Raw genomic sequence first — 16201 nt, forward strand, 5'->3', positions numbered from 1 at the left:
GTACCGCCCTCGACCCGGTACACCGCCACGCCGTGCGCCGGGACGACGGCGGAAATCTGCCCGCCGCTGCCGGACGTGGCACCGGTCCACAGATCGGTCAGCGTGAACGACCCGCCGGACAACCCGATCTGCGCCGACGTGGTGGTGACGGTGGTGGTCGCCTCGCCGCGATTGAAGAGGCCGACCGCGACCGAACCGTCCGACAGTGCTTTGGCGAAGATCTCCGTGGCGCCGTCGTCGCGTACCCGGCGTCCGCCCGCGCCGAGTTTGTCCTGGTTCACCGCGAGCAGCCGCTGGCTGCGCAGGATCGCGCTGACGTCGGCGGACATGGTCCGGATGTCGTTGCCCGCCATCAACGGCGCGGCCATCAAGGCCCAGAGCGCGAAATGCGACCGGGACTCGGTGAGCGTCAGGCCGGGCCGCCCGACCACCAGCATGTCCGGGTCGTTCCAGTGGCCGGGGCCCGCCTGCGAGGCCAGGGGAGCGGTGATGTCGACGACGTTGCCGACGCCCATGGGGTAACTGTTGGTGTTGCCGTTCTGCCAGATGTCCAGCAGATCCTCGGTGGTGCGCCACAGATCCGCGATCTCGCCCCAGTTGTACTTGTCACCGGTGGGGGCGTGATAACTGTTCGGGTTGATGCTGTACACGATCGGCCGTCCGGTGGCACGCACCGCGTCCCGCATGATCGTGAACCGGGCGACCTGTTCGTCCCGGCTGCCGTCGGGGGAACACCAGTCGTACTTCAGGTAGTCCACGCCCCAGGAAGCGAACGTGCGCGCGTCTTGCGCTTCATGCCCCATGCTGCCGGTGGAGCCCGGGTACGCGCCGCCGCGCTGAGCACAGGTGCGCTCGGTCGGCACCTGGTAGATCCCGAACTTCAGGCCCCGGTCGTGGATGTAGTCACCCAAGGCCTTCATACCACTGGGGAACTTCGTCGGGTGGGCACGCAGATTTCCCTGGGTGTCACGCTGCGGGTCGAACCAGCAGTCGTCGACCACCACGTAGCGGTATCCCGCGTCCCGCATCCCCGAAGAGACCATCGCGTCCGCCGCCTGGCGGATCACCGTCTCGTTGACACCGCCGCAGCCGAAACTGTTCCAACTGTTCCAGCCCAACGGAGGAGTGACCGCGGGACTGCCCGGTGCCGCGTCGGCCACCCGCCGATCCGACGCGCCCGTCACCAAGGCCAGCGCCGCGGCCGCGATCGCCACCACGGCGACCAGTCGCCGGCGTGCTTGAGTGAGCATCGTTGCTCCTTCGGTGGTCAGTGTGATCCATTGTGGACACTCGGCTGATCAGCAGGATTTCGTGTGGGGAGAGACCGGGACATCGGCGGGAGAAAGGACTAGTGGCCCCGAAATGCGGGCACGGTGAAGAACGCACCGAGAGTGAACGGAGTGGCGAGCGATCCAGTGGCGATTCGCCGGTGAACCATGAGGACTCCCGGAAGAGTGCCGAAACCGGTTCGATCAGCTCCATATCGTACGGGATTCGCCGCGGAGAGCGCAATGCGTCGGGTTCACGGCCGGGGCCGAGGAGCGAAACCTGTACGGCGCCTTGACTGTGGCGGTGTTATCGGCCACGCTCGTGCTAGCTCTGCCGAGTACCGCCCTTGCTCTGTCGACTCGCAGCACCGGTCTCATCCATGCCTGCCAGGCGAACGGATAGGTATGTTAGCGCTAACAATACCGCTGTGGCAACGACTTCACGGTGGCGCCGGGTAAGGCGGAGCTATGTCCACAATGTACTGATTTCGGCGCGTCGTTCTCCAGGGAAAGGGACACAAGGATGTCTTCCTCTTTCAGCCGGCGGCGGCTTCTGCAAGCGACGGGAGCCGCGACGGTCGCCTCTGTCGTGGGGGACTACTTCGGCGGCTCGCTCGCGCATGCGGCGGTGCCCCCGGTCAGGCCGGACCTCGGGGTGTCCGCGTATCCCTTCCCGCTCGGCCAGGTGCGGCTGAGCGCGAGCCGGTGGCTGGACAACCAGAACCGCACCGTGAACTATCTGCGGTTCGTCGACGTAGACCGGTTGCTGTACAACTTTCGGGCCAACCACCGGCTGCCCACCAAGGGTGCCGCTCCCACTGGCGGCTGGGACGCGCCGGATTTCCCGTTCCGCAGCCATATGCAGGGACATTTCCTCTCGGCGTGGGCGCAGGTGTACGCGGTGACCGGGGACGCCGTCTGCCGTGACAAGGCCGTGTACATGGTGGCGGAATTGGCCAAATGCCAAGCGAACAACGGCGTGGCCGGGTTCCGCGGCGGGTATCTGTCAGGCTTTGCGGAGGCGGACTTCAATGCCTTGGAAGCGCGGACCCTGACCAACGGCAACGTACCGTACTACTGCATCCACAAGACCCTGGCCGGTTTGCTGGATGTGTGGCGCTACCTGGGAAGTACTCAGGCCCGTGACGTTCTGTTGCGGCTGGCGGGGTGGGTCGACCAGCGCACCGGCCGGTTGACCGGACAGCAGATGCAGGCGATGTTGGCGACGGAGTTCGGCGGCATGAACGCCGTGCTGGCGGATCTGTACCAGCAGACCGGCGACTCGCGCTGGCTCGCCGTCGCCCAGCGCTTCGACCACGCCGCGGTGTTCACCCCGCTGGCGGCCGGCCAGGACCAGCTCAACGGGATCCACGCCAACACGCAGGTACCCAAATGGATCGGTGCCGCGCGGGAGTACAAGGCCACCGGTACCCCTCGCTACCGCGACATCGCCGGAAACGCCTGGGGGATCTGCGTCGACGCGCACACCTACGCCATCGGCGGCAACAGCCAAGCCGAGCATTTCCGGCCGCCCAACGCCATCGCCGGCTACCTGAGCAAGGACACCTGCGAAAGCTGCAACACTTACAACATGCTGAAACTCACCCGGGAACTGTTCGCGCTGGATCCCGGCCGGGCCGAGCTGTTCGACTACTACGAGCGGGCGTGGCTGAACCAGATGATCGGCCAGCAGAACCCGGCGGACCCCCATGGACACGTCACCTACTTCACTCCGCTGAACCCGGGTGGCCGTCGTGGTGTGGGGCCGGCGTGGGGCGGCGGCACATGGAGCACCGACTACGACTCGTTCTGGTGTTGTCAGGGCACGGGCCTGGAGATGCACACGGCCCTGATGGACTCCATCTACTTCTCCAGTGGCTCCACGCTGATCGTGAACATGTTCCTGCCCTCCGTGCTCAACTGGGCGCAGCGGGGGATCACCGTCACGCAGACCACGTCGTACCCGGTCGGCGACACCACGACCTTGCGGGTCACCGGCAACGTCGGCGGGACGTGGTCGATGCGCCTCCGCGTCCCCGGCTGGACGAGCGGGGCCACCATCAGTGTCAATGGCACGGCCCAGAACATCACCACCACGCCGGGCAGCTACGCCACCTTGACCCGCTCGTGGAACCCCGGCGACGCAGTCACCCTTCGCCTGCCGATGCGCGTCATCACGCGCCCGACCAACGACGATCCGAACGTCGCCGCGATCACCTACGGCCCGACGGTCCTGTCCGGGAACTACGGGAACACCGCACTCAGCGCACTGCCGTCACTGAACACTTCCTCGATCACCCGGACCAATGGCAGCTCGCTGGCCTTCACCGCCACCGCGAACGGATCCACCGTCGACCTGGGTCCGTTCCACGACGCCCACGGCCACAACTACACCGTCTACTGGAACGTCGGCGGCACTGCTCGCCTCGTGAACGTGGGCAGTGGCCTCGTGCTGGGCATCCAGGACATGTCCACGGCCGACGGCGGCCGTGCGCTGCAGTGGCCCGACTCGGGCACCGCGGACCACGACTGGGAGATCATCACGGAGGGAGACGCCGTCCGCTTCCGCAACGCCAACAGCGGCAAGGTACTAGGTGTCCGCGACATGTCCACAGTGGACAACGCGGAGGTCCTGCAGTGGGCGGACAACGGCACCGCCGACCACCGGTGGACGCTGCTCGACCAAGGGGACGGGACGTACAAGATCCGCAACGTGCACAGCGGCAAGCTGCTCGGCATCGAGAACAATTCCGCCAGCGTGGGCGCCTTCGCCGTCCAGGAGGCCGATAACGGCACCGCCGACAACCGATGGCGAATCGTGCGCGACAACTGACGGCGAGCGTGGCCCCGCGCGGTTCCGTTGAGCGGTAAGTCAAAGGTCTCTGGTGGCCGAGGCCTGTGGTTCCCGAGGTCGCGTTGGGAACCTATGCCGCAATGCACGCCATCGGTCCGATGGTGGGTGTGTTTCCGGAAACGCTGCGTGTGTGGATCGTCTAGGCCGGTCCCATGCCGGTGCCCCAGTGCGGTCTCCAGGCATGGCGAGGGGCTCGTCGCCGGTGTGGCTGGCGGGTTCCTCGGGTGATGCGGGGGTCAAGCGGCGCGGTGGAGGATGTTGCGTCTGGGTTTTCGTAGCGGGTCCAGGTACTGGGGCGGTGTGGACTCCGGGAGCCCGTTGGCCGCCAGTCGGACTTCCCAATCCCCGTGGTGAATCAGTCGGTGATGAACACCGCGCAGCAGAGGCCGCTCCAGAAGTGGTAAGTGCCCCGCACCCTCCATGATCTACCGAGCCCCACTGTCGATTACCGGACGGAAGTCTTTTACGGTCAGGGTACGAATCGGCCACCACGCGCCATGTTCGCCTTACCCCTCAACGGTTCACCGGGACGGACCACCGCCGAGAGCGTGGTGGCCGGCGTCGAAGCTGCGCAGGGCCGCTCCGACCGCGGCGGCGACGGTGATCTCGAAGGCTTCGTCTTCGCTGTGGCCGGCCTCTGCGAGTGCGGCGAAGTCTGTTTCAGTGATCTTGAAGGAAGTGTCGCGAACCTTCTTCGCGTAGGACTGCAAAGGCTCGGGGAGGGCGTCCCCGGCCGCGGCGGCGGTTCGGCGAGCGGGGCTGGTCGTGGCGGGTGCCCTCAGCACCGAGTGCCGCAGGTTCTGGACGACGTCGCCGTGGTCGGCTGGGCGGCCGTCGGCGAGCAGAAAGCCGGGGAAGCGATAGCCGAACCGGTGCAGCGAGCGGGTTCCGCTCTGCAACTGGCCCTCGCGGAGGGTGAACCCGAACGCGTTGGCCAGGCGGTTGACGATGTTCCACACCAGGTTCACGCGCAGCGCTTCGAGGACGGCGTGCTCGGGGATGCCGGTCGTCGTGGCGGCTTCGAGGTGGTCGGGGTCGAGGGTGACCGATTCGAGGAAGGCGCGGACGGTGAGGAGTTCGGGTCGCGCGGAGGCGGGGTCGTCCGGATCGATCTCACCGGTGCCGGCGATCCGGGTCAGCTCGGCGTGGGTGACGACGCAGAACGGGCATTCGTGCAGCTGTGCCGTGCTCATGGCGAGGAATTCGCGTTCCCCCGCGGTCCAATACGACGGCCCGCGCATCGCCTCGGCTGTCAGGTCGAGCAGTGGTCTGGTGAGAAAGCCGGGGCGATACAGCAGCATCTTCACGATGTCCGAACTGGCCACGCTCGACATTTTGGAGGTGAGGGCGAAGAACACCTTCGCGCGACGTCGGTGGTTGTTGTCGAGAATGGACAGTCTCATCAGGACTCCGGAGTTTCGAGTGCGTGCAGCCGGCAGGCGAGATAGCGCCGGTCAGCGGGGTTGGCGGCGAGGTCGTGCGCGCGCCGGTATGCCGTGGCCGCGTCTTCGGCGCGGCCGAGGCGGCGCAGGAGGTCGGCGCGGGCCGCGTGTAGCAAGTGGTAGCTGTCGAGGCCCTTTATCTCGTCCATGAGCGCCAGTCCTTCGGCCGGGCCGGTGGCCATGGCGACCGCGACAGCGTGATTCAACGCCACCACCGGGGACGGTGTCGAAGCGAGCAGCCTGGCGTACAGGGCGGCGATGCCGGACCAGTCGGTGTGCGCGGGCGTCGGTGCCTGAGCGTGCATGATCGCGATGGCGGCCTGCAGCTGGTAGGGGCCCGCCGTGCCGGAACCCAGCGCGCGATCCAGCAGGCTGACGGCTTCGGCGATTTCGGCGCTGTCCCAGCGTGAGCGATCCTGGTCTTCGAGCAGGACGAGGTCCCCGGCGGGGTTGTAGCGGGCCGCGGTGCGTGAGTCGTGGACGAGCAGCAAAGCCGCCAGTCCCAGCGCTTCCGGTTCGTCGGGCATGAGGGTGGCGACCAGCCTGGCGAGCCGGATCGCCTCCTGCTGCAGTTCGCGGTATTCGGGCTGGTCGCCGCCGGCGGTGTAGCCCTGGGTGAAGATCAGGTAGATCACCGCGAGGACGCCGGAGAGCCGCTCGGGCAGGAGATGGTCGGCGGGTACCTCGAAGCCGACCCCGGCGTCACGGATCTTGCGTTTGGCCCGCACCAGTCGTTGGGCCAGGGTCGCTTCACCGATCAGGAAGGTGCGGGCGATCTGCCCGGCGGTCAGCCCGGCCACGGCCTGCAAGGTCAGCGCGACCCGTGCTTCCTCGGCCAGAGCGGGATGGCAGCAGGTGAAGAGGAGGCTGAGCCGCTCGTTGCCGATAGCGAGAAGGCTGTCGCCACCGGGATCCATGGTCATCACCTCCTCCTGTGCTCCCAGCAGCGCGAGCTTTTCCCGCCCGCGCCGGGATCCGGCGGATCCGGTCGATGGCGCTGTTGCGGGCCGCCGTCAGCAGCCATGCGACCGGATCGTCAGGTGCCGTGCCCGCCCATTTGTCCAGCGCGAGCGCGCACGCGTCCTGCAGTGCGTCTTCGGCGAGTTCGAAATCGCCCAGCGCACGGACGAGGGCGGCGAGCATCCGGCCGCGGTGCTCGCGGTAGACCTCCAGCAGGACGCGGGTGGAGGTCATAGGCCGGTGGCCGCCCGGTGATCGAGGTCCGGTATCCCGGCGATCGGCCGGACCTCGATGGTGCCCTCTTCGGCCATCGGGCACAGCGCGGCCAGTTCGAGGGCTTCGTCGAGGTTGCGGCAGTCGAGGATGTACGCCCCACCGAGATGTTCATGGGTCTCGAGGAACGGGCCGTCGGTGATCAGCGTCTTGCCTTCGCGGACGCTGACCGTGGTGGCGGTGTGCTCACCCCGCAGGGGATGGCCCGCGACGAACGCGCCGCGACGGCGGCATTCTTCGGCGAACGCGTTCACCCTGGCCAGCGCCTCGGGAAAGCCGGGATCCCCCGGTTCGGGGCGCTCGCAGTTGTAGACCAGCAGCATGTATTGCATCTGTCCTCCAGCGCAGCGGATTCGGACTGTCGAAGAGGATGACGAACAGCCTGACCGTATCTCGACAGACGACCGCCGCTGATCAACGTGGCGAGGAGGTGGTTGCGCTTCTGGCCGAGCGCCATACCCGCGGAATTCGCTCCGAAGGCCCTTTGAGACTGGACTACAGCTCCCGCAACTCTTTCGAGGCGCTGCCGATCCCGCTCGACGCGTCGGGGAGGCTGACGCTGCCCCTCCGTGTCACACCCTGCCGACCGGACCAAGGTACCCGAGATCCGGCGACGAGAAGGGGTGAACCGAGAAGCTAGCGAGGCCGCTGCGGCCAGGCGGGATGGCTGGGCGGTTCGGCGAGGTCTTCGAGATAGGTGACCTCGCTGAAGTCCTCGTCCGCGACGGGGGTCCGACGGGGACGAGGCGGCGGCGGGGGAGCTTCGGACACCTGTTCACCGGCGAGTTCGGCTTCGACGGCGGCCAGGGCGGGCCAGACCTTCTCCTTCGCCTTCGGCGCGAACAACGCGAGCGCCAGTGGGTGGTCGCACGTGCCCGCGGCGACGTCCTCCCAGGTGAACTTGCCCTCGCGGACGGCGTCGGCGGCCCGCGAGAGCCGAGGTGAACAATCCGGCCGCGCGGCGGCTCGCCGGAACACCTCGGCGGAGAACGCGGGTTCGACTGTCACGGGACCTCCCGCCGGATCAGGGGGCAGGCTGCCTCGCCTCAGACGAGTTCGCCGATGCCTACGGACGCGCCGCTTGATCTTACCTTCTTAGTGGGTGATCACGTCTCACACGTCAGCGCGCCGGACCAGGCGCGACGCCCTCGTTGACGGCGAAGAGCGCGATGACCAGTCCTGCCACCGCGTCCAGCCAGGTCCAGCCGAGCACCGCGTAAGCCACCAAGCCGAGGAGCGTGGTCACGCTCAACCAGACGCAGAGTCGCGTTTCGGCCGCGTCGGCGACGACGAGCCGCGAGTTTCATCTCCAGTCCGGTCCGGCGTTTCGCAGCGGTGAGAAAGGACATGGTCACGATGGAGACCGCGGTCAGGACGAGGCCGACCACCGATTGCCCCGGTCTGGTTCCGCCGACGATTCCCGGACACTCTCGAAAAGGATAAAAGCACCCAAGGCGAAGAACGTGAGCGCCACGAACCGCGGCGCGCGGTATTCCTTTGGGCCGAAGAGCACATCGCCGAGGTGCTCGTGGCCCGTGAAACCTACGACGCTAGTTCTTTTCCGGCATCGCCGAAGAGCGCCGTGGGAACGCCGGAACGTGTCCGGGCGGCCGACGTCGTCGACGACCGCTGCGAGGTATGGCGCGCCGTCGCCGCGGAACGCGGTGTGCGCCTGCGCGCGGACCACGCGAACGGGGACCTGGAGGTTCTGGTCAGCCCCGGCAACCTCGAACAGGTGCTGGACAACGTGCTCGCCAATGCAGTGGGGCTCTCGCCGTCCGGTGGTGCGGTCGTCGTCCGGACCGCCAGGGAGGGCGAGCACGTGCTGATCGAGGTGGCCGATGAAGGGCCCGGTCTGCCCGAGGCCGGCCAGCTCCAGGCGTTCGACCGGTTCTGGCGCGGTTCGGGTACGACCGGGCCCTCGGGCTCCGGCTGCGGGCTGGCGATCGTCAACAGCTCGTCACGGATGACGGCGGCACCGTAGGTCTCTCGGACGCCGACGGCGGGGGCTTGTGCGTCCGCATCCGGCTGCGTTCCGTTTCCTAGCGGCTTTTTCTTCGCGGGAAACGACCATCATCCCTTGTGGACAGTCCGGTAAGGCGGGACCGGGCACATCAGCGGATGGTGTGGCGGATCCAGTCGGCGTAGGCGGGCACGCTGGTGTAGAGGCCAGGCCCGTTGGCGCAGGGCACGTCGTTGTCGCCCGGACCGGAGGTGACGCCGATCAGCTCCCACCGGCCACCCTTCCCGCGCTGGACCTGCGGCCCGCCGGAGTCGCCCATGCACGCCATCGCGCCACGCTTGCGGCTGATGGTGCACAGCCTGGTCGAATCCGCGTATCCAGGGGAGCACTCGGACTCCGCCCCGCGGCGGGTGTCGAGCTGCTGGAGCCGTTCGGGGAACACCGCCTTGGTGATGTCGGCGGTGTCGACGGTGGTGCCGAAGCCCAGCAAACGGGTCGGCGTGCCGGGGCGACCGGGACGGACGGCGATGCGGATCGGCTGTTCGGAGACCGGACGGTCCAGGCGTACCAGCGCGATGTCGTTCTTGTTCGGCGAGTCCGGCTGGTAGCCGGGGTGGCGCACCATGCGATCGATCGCGCGGACGGTGCCGCCGGAGGTCCGCCGCTCACTGCCGATGCGCACGGTCCCCTCCGGCCTGGCCGGGTTGTTCTCCGGGTCGACGCAGTGCGCCGCGGTCACCACCCACTGAGGGTGGATCAGCACCGCCCCGCAAACACCCTTGGCGTTGTTCATCTCGGGCACGACCTCCGGGATCGAGGCCATGAACTCGTAACGCTCGGTGGAGTTCTTCCCGTTCACCACGGCATCGGCGCCGCCGGGTACCGCGACCGCGCAGAACGCCACGGCCAGCGCGACACTGGCGGTACGAATCATGTTACGGCGCAAGTAATCCACTCTCGACATGCTCTTCCTTCATTCGGTGGCTTCGGTCTTTTCCAGCATCGCCGTCCGCCGCGTCTCGCACCATCGGGTCAGCCCGCCGATCCGCGGTGGCGGCGCCCCGACTCGGGTGGTAGCGCCTGCGCTACCAGCGTCGGAGGCAGGGCCAGCCATGGTGCGCCGGCGGGCATGCGGTTGACGGTCGTGGCGAGACCGCGCCAGTCGTCGTGGCCGGGCTGGAAGAGCCCGCCGGAGAACCCAGCCGTCGACCGCGTCCTTGGCCGTCCTGAGCACGGTGCCCTGCCCGGGCAGCATCGCGAAGCGCAGGTCGTCGCGCAGCAGGGACATCAGCCCGTCGAGATCGTTGCGCTCATGGGCGTCGATGTAGGCCTTCACCACACCGCGCTCGTCATCCGACAGTTCGTGGGTGGCGGGGCCGCGCCAGTCAAGGCGGTGGCCGGGCAGTCGCCCGCGCATCGTCACGCGCGCGGCGGCAGGTGCTGGACGGCGACGATGAACGCCAACTCGATCGTCTCCCGCGCCATCACCGATTCCTGCGGGTGCTCGGGGAGCGCCCGGCCGGGGTACGGCTGCAGGTACAACATCTCGGAGCCGTACCCCGGCTGTGCGCTTCTCCAAAAAGTCCAGGCAAACGTTCGTCGCGATCCGGTACAGCCAGGTCCGCAGCGCGGAGTTGCCCTTGAACGACTCCCGCTTGTTCCACGCCCGCGCGCCGTAGCACCTGAACGGGCCGCCGCGATGAACGTGGTTTCGTCGCTGCCCAGCGGGCTGGCGTCGGTCATGGTCGTCAATCCTTCCACCGCGGCGAGGGGGCTACCAGAACTGATGCCGCGGTGGAGGACTTCTGATCGGTGAAGCCCGCTGGGGAGCGACGAAGGCCGTCAGATGGTGACGTGGGTGGCTCGTGGCCCGGCGGGTAGGAGGCAGGTGTAGCTCAATGGGAGCAGGCTCACGAAGGTTCCGCCCGCCCCGGTGCAGATGCGGTTGGCTTCCTGGACGCGGCGGTTGGTCGTGTTGAGAGGGTTGAACACGCAGACGTAGCCGACCGGATTCACGGTGAGGGTCAGTACGCCGCCGGTGGCGTTGCACAGTTCGGTGGCGTTTCCCGTGCTCGAGCCTGGTCCCGTTGTCGGTGGTGTGCTCGTGTTCTCGCAGCTGGCGTGGATGTCGGGGTCCGGCGTGGGTCCTTGGCAGGTGTCGATGCCGTCGCCGCCGTCGAGACTGTCCTGGCTGCCGTCGTTGGAGGCGCCGATGAGGGTGTCGTTGCCCGCGCTGCCGGAGATGGTGTCGATGTCCAGCCCGCCGGCGAGCGTGTCGGCCCCGGTGCCGCCGGTGATGGTGTCGTTGCCGTCGCCGCCGTTGACCGTGTCGTCGAAGTCCGAGCCGGTGATGGTGTCGTTACCGCCGTTGCCGTTGATCGTCTTGGCGGGGTTCGTGCCCCCGCAGTCGATCGTGTCGTTGCCGGGACTTCCGGTCACGACCGTGCTGGTCTGGGTCACGCCCGGGCTGACGACGCAGTTGACGGCGGCGTGGGCGGTCAGCGGGGCAGCAGCCCACAAGACCGGGACCGCGAGGGTTCCGGCCAGCATGGCGACGATTCCCCGGCGGACTGGATTCTGCTGAAATCTCATCTTCTTCATTTCCCGAAACACCATGAGCGATGACTCGCGCGGGCGCGGCGCGCCGGCGGAATGGAGTGGTGCGAACTGTCGACGTTCGCCTCGTTCGCACAAAAAACCTCGGTTCGTGATCGTGAACCGGGATTTCACGGATATGTCACGTCACCGAGGTCTGGGGGTACGACAGGCAACTTACTCCGGCGGTCACGGAAACCGATACGGCAGTACCCCGAATGCGCGTGCATCGTCTCGCCGGTGCGACCGGCGCCTCATCGCGTTGGATGGCGCTGGGAGGCGTAGAGTCCGCTGTGTCGAGAGCAACTCGTGCGCACGCGTCTGATCTTCGACTTTTCTCCTCGTCCCAGGCCCCTGGACGGCCAGGGAAGACCTCTGGATCACCCAAGAGACTCGGTGCCGAACCGACACGCGTGATGACCGCGGTGAAGAAGACGGTCTCGCCACGACTAACAGGAGTTGCCCGATGAACGACATGATGTCCGGTCTACCGGTCGTCGCCGGTGTCGACGGGTCGGTCTCGGCCACCCACGCGGCGCACTGGGCGGCGGCGGAGGCCACCCGCAGGCACGTGCGGTTGCGGCTGGTGCGCGCCATCGACGTGGCCGCCTACGCCCACCACGGCGGATTCGGTGCGCCGCACGGTTTCCTCGCCGCTTTGCAGGCTGAGGGGAAGCAGGTGCTCGACGATCTGCGCGACGCGCTGCTGCGGATCCATCCGGCTCTGCCGATCGAGACGGAACTGCGGACCTCCGATGCGGTGCCCGCCTTGCTGGCCGACTCCGCCAAAGCCTGTCTGGTCGTCCTCGGTTCCCGAGGTCTTGGTGGATTCAGCGGCATCCTGATCGGGTCGACCGCGGTCGCACTTCCCGCGCGCGGGAAGTGCCCGGTCGCGGTGATCCGCGGCTGGACCGGCCATGAGGTGCCCGCCTCGGCCGGGCCCGTGGTGGTCGGGGTCGACGGCACGTCCGCCGGCGAACCGGCGCTGGCGGTGGCCTTCGAACAAGCCTCCGCGCTCGGCGCGGACCTCGTCGCCGTCCACGCCTGGACCGAGCTCGCCTCGGTCGCCGCCCACACCTACGCCCACCAGTTCGCCGTCGACTGGACCGCGATGGAGAACCGCGAACGCGACGCGCTCGCCGGACAACTCGCCGCCTGGCAAGAGAAATACCCGGACGTGACCGTGCGCCAGGTCGTCAGCCGCGACCGACCGGTGCGGTGCCTGCTGAAGAACGCCGAGAACGCGCAGCTGCTGGTCGTCGGCTGCCGAGGTGACGGCGGGTTCACCGGCATGCTGCACGGCTCGACCAGCCAAGCCCTCGTCTACCACGCGACCTGCCCGCTGCTGGTGGTCCACACCGACGTCCCGCGATGAGCGCGCTCGGTCAGGGCGGTGGCGTGACTGCGGCTTCGTGTTCGACGGTGACGGAGTACGTCATTGCGAGCGCAGAACCCAGACGTCGGTGTCGTTCACCGCGACAAGGTCCGCGTCGCCGTCTCCGTCGACGTCGGCCGTGAGGGTCTCCTTCGTGCCGAAGAAGGAACCCGCGTACCACGACTCGGGTGGGGAGTAGCTCGACCCGGTGGAGCGCATCACCCGCACGTCGTTTTCGTTGACCGCGATGAGGTCCGCGTCTCCGTCGGCGTCGATGTCCGCGGTGAGGGTCTTCTTGCTGCCGTGGAAAGGAATCGCCGACCACGACACCGGAGCGTCGAACCAGCGGTTCGCCGTGCCGGCCACCACCCTCGTGCCACTCGCGTCGACAAGAATGAGGTCGGCCTTGCCGTCACCGGTCGCGTCGGCCGCCAAGGTCGCCTTCCCGCCGCGGATGGGTGGTGCCCACGCGACCAGCGGCAGGGTCGCGGTGCCGTCCGACCTCGCCGCCAGGGTGGCCACGTCGAACAGGCCGAGCACGTCGGTGTGCCCGTCGCCGTCCAGATCGGCGGCCAAATTCCCGTAGTCCCCGGCGATGGTGTTGTTCAGCCACTGGGTGGGCGTCCCGAACCGTTCCACGCCGAAGTGGTCCACGATCGACCTCGCCACGAAGATGCCGCGCGGTGTCGAGGCCGTGGGCCGCCGGACGGCGATGGCGTCCGCGCGGCCGTCGTTGTCCATGTCGCCGACGAAGTTGGCGTTACCGTTGAAACCGCTGCTCAGGAAGTTTCCGGCGCCCCAGTTTTGTTGTGGCCCGAAGGCGGAACCGCTCGACCGCAGCACGTAGCACCCGTACAGATAAGTGTTGTAGCTGACCAGGTCGTCCTTGCCGTCGCCGTCGACGTCCCCCGCCATGACCGCGACCTGCGCCGTGAACGGTCCGGCCGACCACTGTTCCGGGACGCCGGACGCAGCCGCCGGCGGGGCGAGAGTCAGGATGAGCAGACCGGCCACACCGGCCATCACCAAAGCACGCATCACGTCCCCTTCGTGTCGGCTCCAGTACTCAAGTCGTGACGGGCCGCGAAACGTTACGGGCGAGCGTGTTGACCTCCAGCGGACTCGAGGTGTCATGGTGCTTTCATGACAGTGCAGCTGAATCACACCATCATCAACGCCACCGACCGATCCGCCACGGCGGACTTCCTGGTCTCGATCCTCGGTCTGCCCGAGCCCGCCGAATTCGGCCCGTTCCTGGTGGTCCAGACCGGCAACGGCGTCTCGCTCGATGTCATGCGCAGCACCGAGGAGTTCTCCAGGCAGCACTACGCTTTCCTGGTCGAGGAGGACGAGTTCGACACGATCTTCGGGCGGATCCGCGAAAAAGGTCTACCGTACTGGGCGGGGCCGGGACACCTCGGTGCGGGGGAGATCAACACCAACGACGGCGGCCGGGGCGTCTACTTCGACGACCCGGACGGTCACGTGCTGGAGATCCTCACCAGGCCGTACGGATCCGGTAGCGCCTGAGAAACGTCCGGAGCCGACCACGGTGGCCGGACGACTTGAAGATTCTCGAGTCACCTGCTGTCGGAATTCAGGTCGGCACCCCGGGTTTCGGCGCTGAGGAGCAGCGCGACGAGGGTGACGGCGATCGTGCCGACGAGGTACAGCACGACCGCCGTGGGACCCTGTTTTTCGACCAGCCAGACGGCGATGAGCGGCGCGGGCGCGCCGGCGACGATCGAGGAGCCCTGGAACACCAGGGAAGCCCCGGCGAACCGGCGGCGGGTCGGGAAGAGTTCGGCGATCCACGCGGCTTCCGGTCCGGCCAAAAGGCCGTGCAGTGCCGCACCGACGCCGATGCCGAGATAGAGCAGAACCAGATTGTCGGCCTGGACGACGGCGAAGAAGACCGGTGCCCACACCGCGAGGCCCGCCGCCGGGACCAGCATGGCGAGACGCCGTCCGACGAGGTCCGACCAGTGGCCGCCGGCCAGCATTCCCGCGAACTGCAGCAGTGATCCGACGGCCACGGCGAGGAGGACGTCGGGCTTGTCGTAACCGAAGGTCTTCGTGGCATAGGCGACCACGAAGACGGTGTAGACGTAGAAGGCCACGTTCTCGCCCAGCCGCACGCCGAGACCGCGGAGGAGAGGACCGGGGTGGGCGAGTGTCTCGACGATGCTCGACCGCTCCCGGACGACGTCCGCCGCTGCCCGCGCCGCCTGGAACGCCGGCGACTCGTCGATGCGCCGCCGGATCCAGAAACCGATGACCAGGAGCGGGATCGCGAACAGGAAACCGACGCGCCACCCCCACTCGTCGAAGGCGTTTTCGGGGAGTACCAAGGCGATCCCGCCGACCACGGCCGTGGCCAGCACCGTGCCCAGCGGCGCTCCCGCCTGCGGCCACGCCGACCAGAAGCCGCGCCGCTTCGGGCTTCCGTACTCGCTGACCATCAGCACCGCCGCGCCGAACTCGCCACCGAGGGCGAACCCCTGGATCAGCCTCAGCACGACGAGCGAGATCGTCGCGCCGATGCCGACCTGGGAGTAGGTGGGGAGCAGCCCGATCGCGGAGGTCGACAGGCCGAGCAGCAGGAAAGTGGTCACCAGCATGGGTTTGCGCCCGAGGCGATCGCCGAGATGCCCGAAGACGATGCCGCCGATCGGGCGTGCGACGAAGCCGAGTCCCTGTGTCGCCAGCGCGAGCAGCAGCTGGGCGAACCCGTCGCCACCGGGGAAGAACAGCGGCCCGAGCACGGTGGCCGCCAGGATCCCGTAGAGCGCGAAGTCGTACCACTCCAGCACCGCGCCGGCGGTGCTACCCGCCAGGACCCGCCTGAACGCCGACCGGCTGACGCCGCCGGAACTCGGCCCGGCCGTTTCGTGCGAGGCGGGCACGTTCGTCACTTTCACTCCTCGTCGAGTCGGCCGGATCAGGCGCCGCGTTCGATATTCGGACACCTTGAGACGTCATCCGGACACGGAGGAAGATAGACGGCGGTGGCGGGATCGCGCAAACATTCCGAGCGCCGATGTCGGCCGCTCACGGCCACCGGGCGGTGAGCTGTTCCGCCGCCGGCACGTTGTCGCCGGCGGGCAGTTCGACCACGAAGGTAAAGTGGATGCTCGCGCGGCCGCGGTCTCCAGTGTCTCCGGCGAAAGCCATGCCGGTGTCTACAAGGGACATTGCCCGGCGACCGAATGTCTGATTGACGGCTCTATGTCCGGATCTCTGGGTTGTGAGTGCCAATGAGGGTTATAGAGGGGTAAGGCGTGCGTGTCGTGGTGGAGTTGGCGGGATCGGGCAGCGGCTGGGCTGTGAAGGAGTCCTTGAGGGACCCAGAGTCCCTCGAAATTTCCCTCACCCTGTGCCGGAAGGCCATGCGTGGTGACGACGGTTCTTTCCGATGGCTGAGGAAAAGTGGCGTAGTCGAGTCGCTGTGGTCGTGAGTGGCGATTCGGG

The 16201-nt window shown here is 67.7% G+C and carries 16 protein-coding genes and 3 pseudogenes; 4 read left to right on the plus strand and 15 right to left on the minus strand.

Annotated features, from left to right (window positions below):
• Positions 1 to 1250 (minus strand): glycoside hydrolase family 27 protein (locus tag ACZ54P_RS13010; RefSeq protein WP_465461714.1); only part of this gene is annotated, 1250 nt, incomplete at its 3' end.
• 541 nt (positions 1251 to 1791) lie between these two features.
• Between ACZ54P_RS13010 and ACZ54P_RS13015 the strand changes: the two genes are divergently transcribed.
• Complete coding sequence (locus ACZ54P_RS13015; RefSeq protein ID WP_465461715.1) at positions 1792 to 4101, plus strand: beta-L-arabinofuranosidase domain-containing protein; 2310 nt, start codon at positions 1792 to 1794, stop codon at positions 4099 to 4101.
• Positions 4102 to 4358: 257 nt separating this feature from the next.
• Here the strand turns inward: ACZ54P_RS13015 and ACZ54P_RS13020 are convergent.
• From ACZ54P_RS13020 to ACZ54P_RS13045, 6 genes and pseudogenes are all read right to left on the minus strand, one after another.
• Positions 4359 to 4505: pseudogene (locus ACZ54P_RS13020) on the minus strand (HNH endonuclease); the annotation flags it as partial.
• Positions 4506 to 4643: 138 nt separating this feature from the next.
• Entirely contained in the window at positions 4644 to 5525 is an 882-nt protein-coding gene (locus ACZ54P_RS13025) for a carboxymuconolactone decarboxylase family protein (RefSeq protein ID WP_465461716.1), read from the minus strand.
• Positions 5525 to 6758 (minus strand): annotated as a pseudogene (locus ACZ54P_RS13030) (RNA polymerase sigma factor). The gene ACZ54P_RS13025 and the pseudogene ACZ54P_RS13030 overlap by 1 nt, the downstream one beginning before the upstream one ends.
• The gene (locus tag ACZ54P_RS13035; protein WP_465461717.1) at positions 6755 to 7129 is read right to left on the minus strand and encodes a YciI family protein; all 375 of its coding nucleotides are present in this window, start codon (positions 7127 to 7129) and stop codon (positions 6755 to 6757) included. The pseudogene ACZ54P_RS13030 and the gene ACZ54P_RS13035 overlap by 4 nt, the downstream one beginning before the upstream one ends.
• A gap of 304 nt (positions 7130 to 7433) precedes the next feature.
• Positions 7434 to 7805: a hypothetical protein gene (locus ACZ54P_RS13040; protein ID WP_465461718.1), complete on the minus strand. Its 372-nt coding sequence runs from the start codon at positions 7803 to 7805 to the stop codon at positions 7434 to 7436.
• A gap of 112 nt (positions 7806 to 7917) precedes the next feature.
• Positions 7918 to 8049, minus strand: coding sequence for a hypothetical protein (locus tag ACZ54P_RS13045; RefSeq protein WP_465461719.1), 132 nt, complete (start codon positions 8047 to 8049; stop codon positions 7918 to 7920).
• A gap of 330 nt (positions 8050 to 8379) precedes the next feature.
• On the opposite strand from ACZ54P_RS13045, the gene ACZ54P_RS13050 reads away from it, so the two are divergent.
• Complete coding sequence (locus tag ACZ54P_RS13050) at positions 8380 to 8781, plus strand: sensor histidine kinase (protein ID WP_465461720.1); 402 nt, start codon at positions 8380 to 8382, stop codon at positions 8779 to 8781.
• Between the two features lie 130 nt (positions 8782 to 8911).
• Here the strand turns inward: ACZ54P_RS13050 and ACZ54P_RS13055 are convergent, their stop codons facing one another.
• From ACZ54P_RS13055 to ACZ54P_RS13075, 5 genes and pseudogenes are all read right to left on the minus strand, one after another.
• The gene (locus tag ACZ54P_RS13055; protein ID WP_465461721.1) at positions 8912 to 9724 is read right to left on the minus strand and encodes a S1 family peptidase; all 813 of its coding nucleotides are present in this window, start codon (positions 9722 to 9724) and stop codon (positions 8912 to 8914) included.
• 9 nt (positions 9725 to 9733) lie between these two features.
• The gene (locus ACZ54P_RS13060) at positions 9734 to 10099 is read right to left on the minus strand and encodes a hypothetical protein (protein ID WP_465461722.1); all 366 of its coding nucleotides are present in this window, start codon (positions 10097 to 10099) and stop codon (positions 9734 to 9736) included.
• An 80-nt stretch (positions 10100 to 10179) separates the two neighbouring features.
• Complete coding sequence (locus ACZ54P_RS13065) at positions 10180 to 10305, minus strand: hypothetical protein (RefSeq protein WP_465461723.1); 126 nt, start codon at positions 10303 to 10305, stop codon at positions 10180 to 10182.
• A gap of 67 nt (positions 10306 to 10372) precedes the next feature.
• Positions 10373 to 10513: pseudogene (locus ACZ54P_RS13070) on the minus strand (hypothetical protein); the annotation flags it as partial.
• An 89-nt stretch (positions 10514 to 10602) separates the two neighbouring features.
• The gene (locus ACZ54P_RS13075; protein ID WP_465461724.1) at positions 10603 to 11361 is read right to left on the minus strand and encodes a calcium-binding protein; all 759 of its coding nucleotides are present in this window, start codon (positions 11359 to 11361) and stop codon (positions 10603 to 10605) included.
• A 460-nt stretch (positions 11362 to 11821) separates the two neighbouring features.
• On the opposite strand from ACZ54P_RS13075, the gene ACZ54P_RS13080 reads away from it, so the two are divergent.
• Positions 11822 to 12730 carry a universal stress protein gene (locus ACZ54P_RS13080; RefSeq protein WP_465461725.1) on the plus strand — a complete coding sequence of 303 codons (909 nt, stop codon included), beginning with the start codon at positions 11822 to 11824 and terminating at the stop codon, positions 12728 to 12730.
• Between the two features lie 60 nt (positions 12731 to 12790).
• On the opposite strand, the gene ACZ54P_RS13085 is transcribed toward ACZ54P_RS13080, so the two are convergent.
• Positions 12791 to 13768: an FG-GAP repeat domain-containing protein gene (locus ACZ54P_RS13085; protein ID WP_465461726.1), complete on the minus strand. Its 978-nt coding sequence runs from the start codon at positions 13766 to 13768 to the stop codon at positions 12791 to 12793.
• A gap of 105 nt (positions 13769 to 13873) precedes the next feature.
• Between ACZ54P_RS13085 and ACZ54P_RS13090 the strand changes: the two genes are divergently transcribed.
• Entirely contained in the window at positions 13874 to 14260 is a 387-nt protein-coding gene (locus tag ACZ54P_RS13090; protein WP_465461727.1) for a VOC family protein, read from the plus strand.
• 50 nt (positions 14261 to 14310) lie between these two features.
• Here the strand turns inward: ACZ54P_RS13090 and ACZ54P_RS13095 are convergent, their stop codons facing one another.
• Together ACZ54P_RS13095 and ACZ54P_RS13100 are read right to left on the minus strand one after the other, a co-directional pair.
• Positions 14311 to 15645, minus strand: coding sequence for an MFS transporter (locus tag ACZ54P_RS13095; RefSeq protein ID WP_465461728.1), 1335 nt, complete (start codon positions 15643 to 15645; stop codon positions 14311 to 14313).
• 136 nt (positions 15646 to 15781) lie between these two features.
• Positions 15782 to 15904 (minus strand): hypothetical protein, encoded by a 123-nt coding sequence (locus ACZ54P_RS13100; RefSeq protein ID WP_465461729.1) that lies wholly within the window; start codon positions 15902 to 15904, stop codon positions 15782 to 15784.
• Between the last annotated feature and the right edge of the window lie 297 nt (positions 15905 to 16201).

This window comes from Amycolatopsis sp. NPDC034160, assembly GCF_055575355.1.